General features: G+C 41.2%; 13 protein-coding genes. 8 read left to right on the plus strand and 5 right to left on the minus strand.

What is annotated here, in order from left to right; all coding sequences use genetic code 11:
* The first annotated feature begins 11 nt into the window (after positions 1–11).
* Together DWX57_RS07395 and DWX57_RS07400 are read left to right on the plus strand one after the other, a co-directional pair.
* Positions 12–1,169 (plus strand): FprA family A-type flavoprotein, encoded by a 1,158-nt coding sequence (locus DWX57_RS07395; protein WP_118016977.1) that lies wholly within the window; start codon positions 12–14, stop codon positions 1,167–1,169.
* A 294-nt stretch (positions 1,170–1,463) separates the two neighbouring features.
* Positions 1,464–2,813 (plus strand): MATE family efflux transporter, encoded by a 1,350-nt coding sequence (locus tag DWX57_RS07400; RefSeq protein WP_118016976.1) that lies wholly within the window; start codon positions 1,464–1,466, stop codon positions 2,811–2,813.
* 89 nt (positions 2,814–2,902) lie between these two features.
* Here the strand turns inward: DWX57_RS07400 and DWX57_RS07405 are convergent, their stop codons facing one another.
* Positions 2,903–3,805: a BRO family protein gene (locus DWX57_RS07405; RefSeq protein ID WP_118649579.1), complete on the minus strand. Its 903-nt coding sequence runs from the start codon at positions 3,803–3,805 to the stop codon at positions 2,903–2,905.
* An 18-nt stretch (positions 3,806–3,823) separates the two neighbouring features.
* Complete coding sequence (locus tag DWX57_RS07410; protein WP_187115862.1) at positions 3,824–4,474, minus strand: LexA family protein; 651 nt, start codon at positions 4,472–4,474, stop codon at positions 3,824–3,826.
* A gap of 297 nt (positions 4,475–4,771) precedes the next feature.
* Between DWX57_RS07410 and DWX57_RS07415 the strand changes: the two genes are divergently transcribed.
* The 3 genes from DWX57_RS07415 to DWX57_RS07425 all read left to right on the plus strand — a co-directional run bounded on the left by DWX57_RS07415 (position 4,772) and on the right by DWX57_RS07425 (position 7,354).
* Positions 4,772–5,320 carry a DUF4342 domain-containing protein gene (locus tag DWX57_RS07415; protein ID WP_243105855.1) on the plus strand — a complete coding sequence of 183 codons (549 nt, stop codon included), beginning with the start codon at positions 4,772–4,774 and terminating at the stop codon, positions 5,318–5,320.
* Positions 5,321–5,336: 16 nt separating this feature from the next.
* On the plus strand, positions 5,337–6,014 hold the full coding sequence (locus tag DWX57_RS07420; RefSeq protein WP_055222256.1) for a response regulator transcription factor: 678 nt from the start codon (positions 5,337–5,339) through the stop codon (positions 6,012–6,014).
* An 86-nt stretch (positions 6,015–6,100) separates the two neighbouring features.
* Positions 6,101–7,354, plus strand: a complete 1,254-nt coding sequence (locus DWX57_RS07425; RefSeq protein WP_118649581.1) for a sensor histidine kinase — start codon at positions 6,101–6,103, stop codon at positions 7,352–7,354.
* 19 nt (positions 7,355–7,373) lie between these two features.
* On the opposite strand, the gene DWX57_RS07430 is transcribed toward DWX57_RS07425, so the two are convergent.
* The 3 genes from DWX57_RS07430 to DWX57_RS07440 are packed head-to-tail and all read right to left on the minus strand — an operon-like array spanning position 7,374 to position 10,558.
* Positions 7,374–8,003, minus strand: coding sequence for a hypothetical protein (locus DWX57_RS07430; RefSeq protein WP_120123379.1), 630 nt, complete (start codon positions 8,001–8,003; stop codon positions 7,374–7,376).
* 2 nt (positions 8,004–8,005) lie between these two features.
* A complete protein-coding gene (locus DWX57_RS07435) occupies positions 8,006–8,764 on the minus strand; it encodes an ATP-binding cassette domain-containing protein (protein WP_120123381.1) in 759 nt (252 codons plus the stop codon).
* 36 nt (positions 8,765–8,800) lie between these two features.
* Positions 8,801–10,558 carry a hypothetical protein gene (locus tag DWX57_RS07440; protein ID WP_118758393.1) on the minus strand — a complete coding sequence of 586 codons (1,758 nt, stop codon included), beginning with the start codon at positions 10,556–10,558 and terminating at the stop codon, positions 8,801–8,803.
* A 134-nt stretch (positions 10,559–10,692) separates the two neighbouring features.
* Between DWX57_RS07440 and DWX57_RS07445 the strand changes: the two genes are divergently transcribed.
* The 3 genes from DWX57_RS07445 (at position 10,693) to spoIIID (ending at position 13,049) form a co-directional block, all read left to right on the plus strand.
* Entirely contained in the window at positions 10,693–11,436 is a 744-nt protein-coding gene (locus DWX57_RS07445) for a LytR/AlgR family response regulator transcription factor (protein WP_120123384.1), read from the plus strand.
* Positions 11,437–11,439: 3 nt separating this feature from the next.
* Positions 11,440–12,729, plus strand: coding sequence for a sensor histidine kinase (locus DWX57_RS07450; RefSeq protein WP_133300878.1), 1,290 nt, complete (start codon positions 11,440–11,442; stop codon positions 12,727–12,729).
* 62 nt (positions 12,730–12,791) lie between these two features.
* A complete protein-coding gene (spoIIID, locus tag DWX57_RS07455) occupies positions 12,792–13,049 on the plus strand; it encodes a sporulation transcriptional regulator SpoIIID (RefSeq protein ID WP_055222251.1) in 258 nt (85 codons plus the stop codon).
* The last annotated feature ends 23 nt before the right edge of the window (positions 13,050–13,072 follow it).

Raw genomic sequence — 13,072 nt, forward strand, 5'->3', positions numbered from 1 at the left:
GAGGATATACAATGCTTAAGAATGTAACTGACACAGTATTTTACGTAGGTGTGGATGACAAGGACATAGACCTGTTCGAGAATCAGTACATAGTGCCAAACGGAATAGCGTACAACTCATATGTCATCATGGATGAGAAGATAGCCATCATGGATATGGTGGATGCAAAGTGCGCAGACCAGTGGTTTGCAAATGTGGCAGAGGTGCTTGGCGACAGGCAGCCTGACTACCTCATAATCTCACATCTGGAGCCTGATCACTCGGCGAATCTTGGTGATGTGCTTGCAAAATACCCGGATATCAAGATTGTATCAAATGCAAAGCTTTTCGCAATGCTTCCAAACTTCTTTGAGGTTCCTGTGGCAGACAGAAGCGTGACCGTTGCAGAGGGACAGACACTCTCACTTGGAAGCCATACACTTCAGTTTTTTATGGCTCCTATGGTTCACTGGCCTGAGGTCATGGTCACATATGAGCAGAGCGAGAAGATACTCTTCTCAGCGGATGCATTTGGCAAGTTTGGAACATTGGATACAGATGAGGACTGGGCATGCGAGGCGAGAAGATATTACTTCAATATAGTTGGAAAGTATGGAATGCCTGCACAGGCACTTCTCAAGAAGGCAGCAGGACTTGACATACAGAAGATATGCGCACTTCACGGACCTATACTCACAGAGAATCTTGAATATTACATAGGCAAATATCAGCTGTGGTCAACCTACACACCTGAGGATGAGGGAATCTTCATCGCATACTGCAGTCTCCACGGCAACACAGAGAAGGCGGCAAAGAAGCTGGCGGAGATACTTGAGGCAAAGGGGGCGCCAAAGGTTGCGATATCAGACCTCTCAAGGGATGATATCGCAGAGTGTATAGAGGATGCATTCAGATACGACAGACTTGTGCTTGCAGCCCCAACATATGATGGCGGTGTGATGCCTGTCATGGCGGATTTCATCAACCACTTGAAGATGAAGGCATACCAGAAGAGAAAGGTCGCTTTCATTGAAAATGGTTCATGGGCACCAATGGCGGCGAAACTCATGAAAGAGCAGATGGCAGCGATGAAGGATATAGAGATCGTGGATGAGCATGTGACAATAAGGTCCGCGTTCAAGCAGTCGGATGTGGCAGCGCTCGAAGCTTTGGCTGGAAAACTGTTATAAGAGATAAGGATAATAAACATAAAGTAAGTCTGAAACCGACTTACATACGTAGTTATTATTCATCTAACAGGTGAGTTGTCACAATAAAGTTGTTACACAGAGTTGCTATACATATCGTGAGCAGGGAATTTGAGCCCGCCGGTTCTTAGGTGGCGATGTGAGGCGGCACCTTAGTACCGCTGCAGGGCGAAATAAGCGGAAGCAACCCAGCGAATGATATGTATAGCAACTCTGTGTTCAAAGAAAAAATTGGCAACTCATTGTCCTATCAATAATGTAAGGAAGGTGTAAGACATGGCTAAGTCCATGGTTTCCGGTAAGCCCCTCAGTCTGATGCTGCAGTTTGCCACCCCGCTCTTGCTCGGCAATCTGCTCCAGCAGACGTACAACATAATAGATGCGGCTATTGTGGGGCAGATACTGGGAGATAAGGCTCTGGCGGGAGTTGGAGCAAGCAGCAGTATACAGTTTCTGGTTCTGGGATTCTGTATGGGCTGTTGCGCAGGATTTGGTGTTCCTGTTGCAAAGTATTTTGGTGCAAATAATCTGCACAAGATGAGAAAGTATATATTTAACGGCGCGGTGCTGACGGGCATCATAGCGTTGATAGTCACGATTGTATGTTCGGTGTGCTGTAATCAGATACTTCATCTGCTTTCGGTTCCTCAGGATATATATGACAAGGCATATGCTTATCTTATAGTTATATTCCTGGGAATTCCGTTCACACTCATGTACAACTATCTGTCAAGTGTGCTCAGGTCTCTGGGAGACAGCAGAACGCCGTTCATGTTTCTTGCGTTCTCGGCAATACTCAACATATTCCTTGACCTGTTCTGCATAGTTGTCCTCAAATGGGACTGCGCCGGTGCGGCTATAGCAACCATCACGGCACAGGCGGTGAGTGGAATATTGTGTCTTGTATATATCTTCAAGAAGGTTCAGATCATGCATCTTGAGGCGGAGGACAGGGAGATAGAGGGATCTGCAGTGAAGGAACTTCTCGTCATGGGAATTCCGACAGGCCTGCAGTTTTCCATAACTGCCATAGGAAGTATGGTCATGCAGTCTGCAAATAACAAGCTGGGAAGTTTGTATGTGTCAGGCTTCACAGCCGGTATGAGGATAAAGCAGTTCACTATGTGTCCATTTGATGCATTTGCAACGGCGGCATCTGTGTTCTGCAGCCAGAACCTTGGCGCCGGACAGGCAAAACGTATAAAACAGGGCTTGTGGCAGGCGATAGCAGTCGCAGTGGGATATGGATTGATAGCAGGACTTATCATGATATTCTTTGGCAGGCCGCTCTCAATGATATTTGTAAAGAAGAGCGCAGTCGACGTACTTGATGCCTCTGCGAAATACCTCAGATGTATGGGATTCTTCTACTGGAGTCTCGGTATACTGAACGTGGCGCGTATGGTGACACAGGGACTTGGATATTCCGGTCGGGCTATATTCTCAGGTGTTACAGAGATGGCGGCCAGGATCATAGTGAGCCTGGGATTTGTCGGAACATTTGGATTCACGGCCATCTGTTTTGCTGACCAGACAGCGTGGGTCACAGCGACCATCTATATATTGCCGACATGTCTTTACTGTGTGAAGAAGTCCACGGCGAAGATTGCTGCGGGAACGGTGTGATATGGAAAAGATAAAAATGCGTATGAATAACCGAGACTGTTGTCTGAGGATTCATACGCATTTTATAGTTGTGACATATTCGGTTTATATTACTTTTCCTTGCTGTCATCAAGCAGCTTGGGAGTGTTGGAGTTTAATGGGGATAGTATGCTGCGCCCTATCTGCTTTTCAAGGGATTCACGTGCATTTCTGGCAATATTGCCACCTTGGATGGTAGCATCTGTGGCCTCGGTTATACCTTGAGGATTAGTTGCCTTTGATATCTCTGTTGTTGATATCTCTGCAAGAGCATTCAGGACAAGCTCTGTGTTAGTCATATTGTCTCTGAGATTTTCTTTTTTCAGTCCCTTAAACTTTTTATATTCTTTCACTGTCTTTCCTGACCATGCGGCAGTAAGTATGTTTGTAAGAGAAGCATACTGTCTGGAATCGGTAATTCCGGCACGCCTCCACTCATTGGTCATATCTTTACGAATCTCTATCCCACGCATACGCTGGGCTATCCAATCTTCAGAATATCCTTTGTTGCGGTATGATTCTATAGCACGATCTATAGCAATCTGAGGATCAACTTCCTCGTCCAGACGTTGTTTGCCCACCATTGCCAGCCATTGCTTGAATGGCTCAGCCTTTTTTGACGGAATGGACTGGATAATTCTCAATAACCCATGTGTGTTTGTTGCTTGGATTTTACGCATTTTACCATCAGCGGCTATCATTTGAATAGGGGTACAAATTGTACCCCAGTTAGCTGATAATTCTGGGTCGCGGGATCGTAACTTTTTTACATATTGTTTTGGATCGGAACTATCGGTCAAAACGTCAATTACATCAATTATGGAAAAATACCATTCCTCCTCCTGTGAGTGCCATACTTTTCTGATTTTATCATCATATATAAATTCAAGTTCCTGTTCGCTTAACTCGGGTATATCTGATACCTCAACAGGAGCAGTCGAGGAAGTATTCTCATCATATACATAAAAAAGCATAATAATCACTCCAATCCATTAAAATTTTGCCCTTAACTCCACTACCTTACCAATGATCTTGACAGGTTTATTTTTTATGGTTTCATCGTCAAAATAGAGCGGTGCATAGCTGGGGTTGGTGGAAATCAGTTCCAGTCCTTCTTTATATTTTCTCAGGCGTTTGCACACGGCGTCTTCACCAGCTATTGTAGCAATAACAGTGTCCCCTGTGTCTGCATCATCCTGTTGACGGACAATTACAACGTCGCCGCTGCTGATCTTGGGTTCCATGCTATCCCCCTTTATTCTAAGAGCGTAGAATTCGCCAGTTTTAGCAAGACTTTCGGGTATTTCTTCTGTATCAATAATCTTTTCGGTTGAACAAAATGTTTTGTCACATGATATATAATCAAATACAGGAATTGCATATGCCTCTGATTTCTTTTGGCTTCTTATGATATCTTTTTCTTCCAGAAGATCAGACCTAGAGCAATTGAAAATAGCGCACATGTGGTCAATTTTGTCCATTCGGGGAGACTTTAGTCCGTTACACCAATTTGACACAGTTGCAGTGCTGACATTCATCTGCTTAGCAAAGGCAGCTTGAGTATATTGATATTTATTAAGAAAAAAGAAAAGATTCTTTGCAAATTGGTCATTCATTCTTCTTTCAAATTCTATATCGGACATAGTAATCAACCTCCTTTTGAACAAATTATACACTTAAAGCTAATTTAATACAATATAAAATAAATATAAGTTAACTTATAGTAAAAAATAGCAGCGAGATAAAAAGGGGAACAAACTTTGACATATCCTTCTATTCATTATAAAATTAACCTGATTTTAATCTTTCTCATATTTTAGATTAATCATCGGTTGGTATAGTAATAACATCAGTTGATGATATCAGCAGCAAACGATAAGAAAGATGACAGATCATCGGAAGACGATGAAACTAAGATAATGAGAAAGGGTGCAAAGATTATGGATAAACTGGAAAAGGTAGAAAAGTTAAGAGAAAAAACAGGCGTAAGTTACGAGGATGCAAAGAATGCGCTTGAGGCATGCGATTATGATCTGCTGGATGCGATCATTTATCTTGAGAAGCTGGACAAGGTGAAAGCCCCTGAGGTGGAGAGCTTTACCACAGGCGCAGAGCAGCAGACATCAACAGAGTTCGAGCAGGCACAGCAGACATATACAAATGACTGCAATAAAGTGACGTTTGGACAGATGATGGACAAATTTTTCAAATGGTGCGGCAAGGTGTTAAAGAAGAGTGTGGATAGCACATTCATAGTAGAACGCAGAGGCCAGACCATGATAAACGTTCCGGTTCTGGTGCTTGTGATCGCACTCATACTTGCATTCTGGGTAGTGCTTCCACTTCTTGTTGTAGGTCTCTTCTGTGAGTGCAGGTACCATTTTGAAGGAATTGGTGACATCAACGTAAACCTTAATAGCGCATGTGACAAAGTAGCCGACTCAGTAGACAACCTTAAGTCCGACGTCAATAACAAGCGTCCGTCATAAAAGAAAGGAAAAAGATATGGCACAGAAGATTCTCATTGTGGAGGATGAAGAGAAAATTGCAAGATTTGTGGAGCTGGAGCTGCTGCATGAGGGATACGAGGCGGAGAAGGTATTTGATGGAAGAACAGGGTTGGACAAAGCTCTTTCCGGTGGCTTCGACCTCGTGGTGCTGGATGTGATGCTTCCGGGACTCAACGGTCTGGAGGTGCTTCGAAGAATCCGCAAGGAGAGTGATGTGCCGGTCATCATGCTGACCGCGAGGGATGCGGTCATGGACAAGGTATCTGGTCTTGATGCCGGTGCAGACGATTATCTCACCAAGCCATTTGCCATAGAGGAGCTGCTTGCCAGGATAAGGGTTGCATTGAAGAGACGCGGAGTTGCGGAGGTTCACACACACAGGATAGAGATCCGTGGAGTGTGCATGGACACCGACAGGCATGAGGTTACAGTGTGTGGCGAGATAGTTGAGCTGACAAACAGGGAATTTGAGCTGCTGAGAACACTCATGGAGAACAAGGACATCGTTATGGACAGGGAAAAGCTGCTGAATGCGGTGTGCGGATATGATTATCTGGGAGAGACCAATATCATAGATGTGTATGTGAGGTATCTGAGAACAAAGATAGATGACAGATTTGGAGTTAAGCTGATCACCACTGTCAGAGGTGTCGGATATGTTATCAAAGAATGACCATTTTGGATGCCAGGATAGAGCAGATAGATATGTGACAAGCCAGCAACGCATGACACGGATACGCATAGATAGAGAGAAAATACATGGGAAAGAAAACTAACGAAAACAAAAGAATGTCATCGATAGCCAGAAGGATCAACATGAGCTTCTGGCTCAAAGAACTGGGCAATGTGATACTTATAGATATCGTCATTGCCTTTCTTATTGTAAGTGTATTTGCTGTGTGGGGCAGGAAACAGCTGCCACAGGGCGTGGGTGGAATGAGATATTACGTTGAGAAAAATGAAGATGGCGGAGCGTATGAATATATAATAGAAGGGTCAGATGAGAAGAAGTACAGATATGACGTTAAGATCCTTTGGGATATCATAGAGATTCCGGGCGTTATATTGCTGGGGATGGAGACTATAGTATTGTTTGTTGCGTTGTTCAGGACAGCGGATGTCAGAAGAAGATTGAAACCGCTGAATGATCTGGCGGTGACGGCGGAAAAACTCAGCAAGGAGCCTATGGATCACAACAAGATAGACGATCTGGAGAAAGCCATATCCCATCTGTCCGCGGATGACGACGAGCAGGTTATACATACCGGAGACAAGGATCTTCAGAGTATAGAGATCGCGCTCAACAATCTGCTCAGGAATATGAAGGAGAATGAGAAACGTCAGATGAGATTTGTGTCGGATGCTTCCCACGAGCTCAGGACGCCTATCGCGGTGATCCAGGGATATGTGAACATGCTCGACCGTTGGGGGAAGGAGGATGAACAGGTTCTGGGAGAGTCCATAGAGGCACTCAAAAATGAATCCCAGCACATGAAGGAGCTTGTGGAACAGCTGTTATTCCTTGCAAGGGGCGACAGTGGAAGGCAGCACCTGAACATGGAGAAAACCGATCTCAACCGCATGGTAAGTGAAGTGTGGGAGGAGTCCATGATGATAGACGAGAGCCACAGATATGAGTTCCGGGGCACTGAGAATGAGGCGTGTGTGCTCGGCGATGTGGCGATGATCAAGCAGTCCGTCAGGATATTTGTCCAGAACGCGGCGAAGTATTCTGAACCCGGCACGGCCATAATACTCGGTGTAAAAGAGGAGCCCGGTTATGTCAGTTATATGATAGAGGACGAGGGAACCGGAATGAATCCAGGTGATCTGGCCCACATATTTGACAGATTCTACCGCTCGGACGAGGCCCGGAATAATGAGACTGGGGGCTCGGGCCTTGGCCTGTCCATCGCCAAATGGATCGTGGATGCCCACGGAGGCACCATACAAGTCATATCCAGAGCGGATATAGGATCAAGATTTGTTGTGAGATTCCCTAAAATTGCTTAAAAAGAGAGGTTGCATATATTTATTGGTAATCTGAGTATCTGTGGTTGCTGAACAATCCCAGAATACAGCCTGCACTTCCTAAAATTATGTATTCTTTCATAAAAGAGGCGAGAGTCTTAACTGAGTGAACATCAATATACCATGGTATGATAGCATTAAAGAGATTTCCTCCGCTAAGAGACAGGATGATCAGTGTAAATGATAAAATGATGGCTATGGTGATGTTCTTCGCTGTATATACTGTGCCGTAATATAAACCGCAGAAGCAATATATTATAATAAGATTTTTGGCTATAAATCTTTCTGGGTAGAGAATTGTCCTGAAGAACAACAACGATGTTATTGCACACATTAATAAAGACAGGTATAAAAATGGAATAATTGTTTCTACCCATTTTATTCTGTGGGATATGTAAAAAAGTTCCCGGCTTGGGCTATATACAAACGGCATAAAGGTTATTGTATATAGCAGCATAACGCACACAGGATATGCTATGCAGTAACACTGCTGCAGTGCGTTTTCTTTATCCTGCAGATCAAGGGGTTTCATCATCATAAAGCCCGTAATAGCAGCTAAAACAGCTAAAATTACACAGAGTATCATTCCCTTACGCAATATAAATAGTGAGTTATGTATTCTTTGCACCATAGTTACACTCCGTTCCTGTAAGACTTAAGAATATACATGTATCCATCTTCCAAAGTGGGATCAGCTGATGCAGGCTCTGAGGTATCAATAGAAGGGGAAGCCCAAAGCCTGGTCATGGCTGTTTTGATTCCGTCTGTAGTGTCTTTTGCAATTATATAGCCTTGATCGATAATTTCTATATAATCACACAAAAACTCCGCATCGTCTACGATGTGTGTGGATATAATAATTATCTTGTCATCACAATTGGTTTGTTTTATAAGATCCCTGAATCTGAGTCTTTCCTCAGGATCAAGACCTGCTGTCGGTTCATCGCATATTATTATAGGGGGATTGCCAAGAAAAGCCTGGGCGATTCCAACACGTCTCACCATTCCGCCAGACAGAGTATGAGCCTTTTTGTCAATATAACTTGATAAATTGACACTTTCTATAACTGATTCGATGTCTTCATCAAGACTACATGATGAAATACCCTTGGAAAATGCAATATAACGCATACATTCTCTTACGGTCATTCCGGGAAAAAGGCCAAATTTCTGAGGCAGATACCCGATATCAACAGAATGTATATTTGCTCCGTTCAGGAGAATGCTTCCGGTAGCTGATGGATATAACCCAATAAGGGATCTCATGAATGTGGTTTTGCCGGCACCATTAGGACCGAGTAGTCCGTGTACTCCTGATTCAAAATTACAGTTTAAATTGTGAAGAATTGTGTTCCCTCCCAAAGTAGTTGCCATATTTTTTATTTCCAGCATAATAATCCCCCTTTATCTGAACGGATACAAGTTACTTTATTCTGTTGTTTCAGTGATGCCAAGTTCGTCGTATACATCTTCCTGAATCTTTTGAAGTTCCTCATCGGTGAGAATTGAATCAATATTGTACCAATTACCTGTCTGTATATAATTGGTGTAGTAAATATCCAAATTACCTGCAGCATCAAACATCACCATGTCAGAACCATACATATATGCATTTCTGTGTATTGGTTGTATCAGGATTGTTTTTCCGATAAGGGAATAATCAGTTGCCTTTTCTTCAGGTGTATAGTTTATATATTTTTTTATCTGGCTTGTTATGTAGTGGTTTCGACTCGGATCGGTGTCCGCGCCAATATATGGGAAAATGTATCGCACATTATCAATAATCTGTTCTCTCCAAAATATGCCGGAAACAATGCTTAGCTGATCACTGAAACCACTGAACGTGTCACCGGACAAGCTGAGATTGCTATACGTAGTAAAATCAGAGTATATGGATACTGTGAACCTGCTCAGATCCTTAGGAAGCCGGCAATATCCGTTTTGAAATAAGTCTCCATTTCCAGCAATTGGGTAATACGGGAAGTTCCCAGGAAGATATGCACCATTTTCCCCTGTGTAGCAAATATTGTAGGATTTTCCTGTATACTTTATGTATATGGATGAGAGATTGCCGGTTTCGTTGTATATGCATAGCTTATTCCCATTTCTGCTATAGCGGATAGCATTATCCTGATCATCTGCTATATAGTCGATATTGTAATCTTTACAGAGTATAAAATGGTATTCAGGGAGACTGGTGTCTGATAGCTGCATATACATATCTGCGATCAAATTCTTCCTTATGTCAAAATGTATGTTATACTCTGTAACATAAAAATCTATTTCCTTTGTTGGAGTAAGTAATTCCTGTTCATTTGCAAATAAATCCGAGGAATCGTCTGCGTATCCAGGGTTACTACCATTATATGGGATGTTGCAGATATAAATAAAGGAAAACGAGCATAACACTGAAAATATGGTGGCAAAAATCAAAGATAACTTCTTGTATCTGAAGAAATTTGTGATCAAATATACGGAGATCACGCCAAATACTATATACAAAGGTTTGGACAGAAAATGTATATTTACAGGAATTAAAGCTGCTTCATCTGGAATATAAGTAAGAGAAGCACAGAATATATTGGATATTTCCTGTATACTGCCGATTTTATCTTCCGCAGGAAAGGTGAACTTACCCGATTGCAATATGGCAACTATAGTGAACCCAAATAATGCAAGATAGGCAAGGATAGTATTGTTGATATACGATATGATGAGCCCAGTCATAACCGCACAAGTGTTAACCATAAATACATGTGTGAAAATAGCCTTAATTGTATATATATAAAAGTCTGCAGAGGAAGAACCTGACAGTATACAAAGGCATATACATAGAACTAACATGCACATACATAATAAGACATTTATGATAGAGAGAATAAGCAGTTGCTGTGATTCTCTTTTAATTGATGACATAGTGTATGTGCTTATGCTCTCTACCATATTGGTTTTTTTTACGATAGATGTGTATTCAAAGGACAAGTACAAAAACAGAATATAATAATATATGGAATTTCCAAGCATCATATCTGTATGTTCAACTATATCAATGTAGTTAAATTCTCTAAGCAGACTGTCTTCAATGAATTTGTATACTGAGTATAAAATACAAAATATGATAGCAGCGATGGAAGGCCAAAAGCATTGTGGAGTTTTCCTGAATAGTATGTAATTCTGTTTAAGCATTACCTGATTCCTTTCAATATTTTAATAATAAGTATAACTACTTTACCTCCCATCATTAATAAATTATAATTAGTAAAGTTTAGTTGCTCTAAAATTTACGTAAGTTGTATTAATTGGTAAATGAAAGGCGGAAGATGTTAAAAGTTGCTATATGTGATGATGAGCAGAAGGATATAGACATTGCAGAAAAATGCATATTGGAGTATTCGTTTAAACACAATCTGGATATTGAATGCGCCAACTACAGGACGGGGCAGGAATTGCTGGACAAGATGGAATCTGGTGAACATTATGATTTTTTTGTCTTTGATGTGGAAATGGAGAAGGAGGATGGAATATATATCGCCTCAATTATCCGAAAAAGATACGACAAAAATGCAATTATCATTTTTGTAAGCAATTACCCGGGACATATGGGACGGAGCTTTTCTGTGCATGCATATAATTATATTCAGAAACCTCTTAAATATATAGAGTTGGAACAAGTATTATCTCAGGTTTTGCGTGAGATAAGGGACATGGAGTTTAACAAGTTGATTGTGCCAGCGGCAGATGGAGAAAGAGTTGTTAATATACCTGATATTATGTATATAGAAACCTCGAGAAAATTTCAAAAGAGTGTAGATATCCATTCTGCAAAAGAGATTATACAGGTTACAGGAAATTTAAAAAAATGGTTTAACTTGTTAAAGGACAAAAGGTTTGTATACAGCTTTAAGGGGTATATTGTGAATATAGATCACATAGTTACCTTGAGAGGCGGGGAGCTTGTTTTGGATAATAACGAGATTATTCCGTTGTCAAGGAAATATGAGGAAGAGGTAAGGAAGAGTCTTATTAATACGGTTATATCAGATATGGGGAGCATTAGAGGTTAAAGGGTGAGTTATTTAGTATTAATTTTTATATCAGCAATTATGGATGCTGTGACTGTAAAAGTTTATGTAGAGAAATGGCTTGGAAAGCCTCCGCTTAGAATATCGACAATGGCATATTGGGGTATATTTATTTTAACAGAGCTGGCTTCAAGAGGCGGACAGCTTTTCATGATAGATGTGTCACAGGAGAAAGCAATGGTCAGCCAGGTGTCCGCGCATATAGTTATCATGCTCGTATTTATTTGCCTATATGATTCCCGTATAGCTGAATGTATATCTGCGGTTATTATATGGGTATTGGGTTATCTGGTGAGCATCGGTTTATCTGATGTAGTGGTAATTACAACGGATCAGATGCTGTATGACGGTGGAATAACTCATCTGATCTCGGTGATGGATATGTATGCACAGTTTATTATGCTGCCTGTCCTGATCATAATACTGGTAGTGAGAAATTATGTATCAGGTAGATATTCATTTAAACAGTTGGTCATAGTGCTTATAACTCCAATGATAAGTTGTTATCTATACTTGATAATACCAGAACAGATCGTGCTTTTGTCAGGGTACGGATTTATATTTGTGCTGATAATTGTGCTGGTCTTAAATGTTTTGAATTATTATCTGTTTGATAACATGGTGGATAATTATAAATTGAAAAATCAGGTAACAATGCTTGGTTATCAGTTGGAGCATCAGTCGGATAAATATGACCAATTGGTTCTTTCTTATAAGAAAATTGGCAGTATGGTTCATGATACCCAGAAGCATATAAGCTATATAAGGTCATGCATAGAAGAGAAAGAATATGACAGGATAAGAACAGTATGTGATAGATATGAGGAAGAATTAAAAAATAAATATGTTGTTTCAAAAACAGGAAATCTTGTTATTGATACATTTGTGAACAGTGCGTATACATTTGCCCAAAACAATGGCGTGAAATTTCATACGGATTTTAAGTTCGATAAAAATTCAATAATGGTCTCTGACTATGATATGTGTATAATAATAGGGAATCTGCTGGATAACAGTATCAATGCATGTAAGAAACAGAAGGAAAAAGAGGGGGTATATATAAAGCTGGCAATAGTGCAGACAGACCGGCATTTGGTAATAGATGTGAAAAATAGCAGTACACAGTCTGACGTGGGCGGCAGTAAGGATATGACTCATGGATATGGTATACAAAATGTGAAAAATACCATGGACAAGTACAATGGAATAATGGAGATAAAGAATACATATGGGGAATATGAAACACTTGTGCTGATCCCCATAAATCAGGATTAAATGTACATAAACCGCATGCCCCCGCATAGACTGTAAAAACAGAATATGCGGGGGCTTTTTCTTTGAAGGATTACATAGAAGAGCGGGCAATCGAAGCGGCAAATTATATCATAGACACAAGGGCGACTGTGAGACAGACAGCGGACAAGATGGGTATAAGCAAATCAACGGTGCACAAGGATATAACGGAACGGCTGGTCCGTATAAGACCCATGCTGGCGGCCCAGGCCAGGGTGGTGCTGGATGCCAACAAGGCGGAGAGACATATAAGAGGAGGGCTTGCCACGAGGGAGAAGTATCTGCATGTCACAAAGTTTTAACATAGCTTATGTTGTATTTTTCT

The sequence above is a fragment of the Coprococcus sp. AF19-8AC genome, assembly GCF_003603115.1.
In the GTDB taxonomy this organism is placed as follows: Bacteria; Bacillota; Clostridia; order Lachnospirales; family Lachnospiraceae; genus Coprococcus; species Coprococcus aceti.

Excerpts from the sequence above, each read along its gene's own strand:
- DWX57_RS07395 (WP_118016977.1), top strand. The coding sequence starts at position 12 with ATGCTTAAGAATGTAACTGACACAGTATTTTACGTAGGTGTGGATGAC.
- DWX57_RS07400 (WP_118016976.1), top strand. The coding sequence starts at position 1,464 with ATGGCTAAGTCCATGGTTTCCGGTAAGCCCCTCAGTCTGATGCTGCAG.
- DWX57_RS07405 (WP_118649579.1), bottom strand. The coding sequence starts at position 3,805 with ATGCTTTTTTATGTATATGATGAGAATACTTCCTCGACTGCTCCTGTT.
- DWX57_RS07410 (WP_187115862.1), bottom strand. The coding sequence starts at position 4,474 with ATGTCCGATATAGAATTTGAAAGAAGAATGAATGACCAATTTGCAAAG.
- DWX57_RS07415 (WP_243105855.1), top strand. The coding sequence starts at position 4,772 with ATGGATAAACTGGAAAAGGTAGAAAAGTTAAGAGAAAAAACAGGCGTA.
- DWX57_RS07420 (WP_055222256.1), top strand. The coding sequence starts at position 5,337 with ATGGCACAGAAGATTCTCATTGTGGAGGATGAAGAGAAAATTGCAAGA.
- DWX57_RS07425 (WP_118649581.1), top strand. The coding sequence starts at position 6,101 with ATGGGAAAGAAAACTAACGAAAACAAAAGAATGTCATCGATAGCCAGA.
- DWX57_RS07430 (WP_120123379.1), bottom strand. The coding sequence starts at position 8,003 with ATGGTGCAAAGAATACATAACTCACTATTTATATTGCGTAAGGGAATG.
- DWX57_RS07435 (WP_120123381.1), bottom strand. The coding sequence starts at position 8,764 with ATGCTGGAAATAAAAAATATGGCAACTACTTTGGGAGGGAACACAATT.
- DWX57_RS07440 (WP_118758393.1), bottom strand. The coding sequence starts at position 10,558 with ATGCTTAAACAGAATTACATACTATTCAGGAAAACTCCACAATGCTTT.
- DWX57_RS07445 (WP_120123384.1), top strand. The coding sequence starts at position 10,693 with ATGTTAAAAGTTGCTATATGTGATGATGAGCAGAAGGATATAGACATT.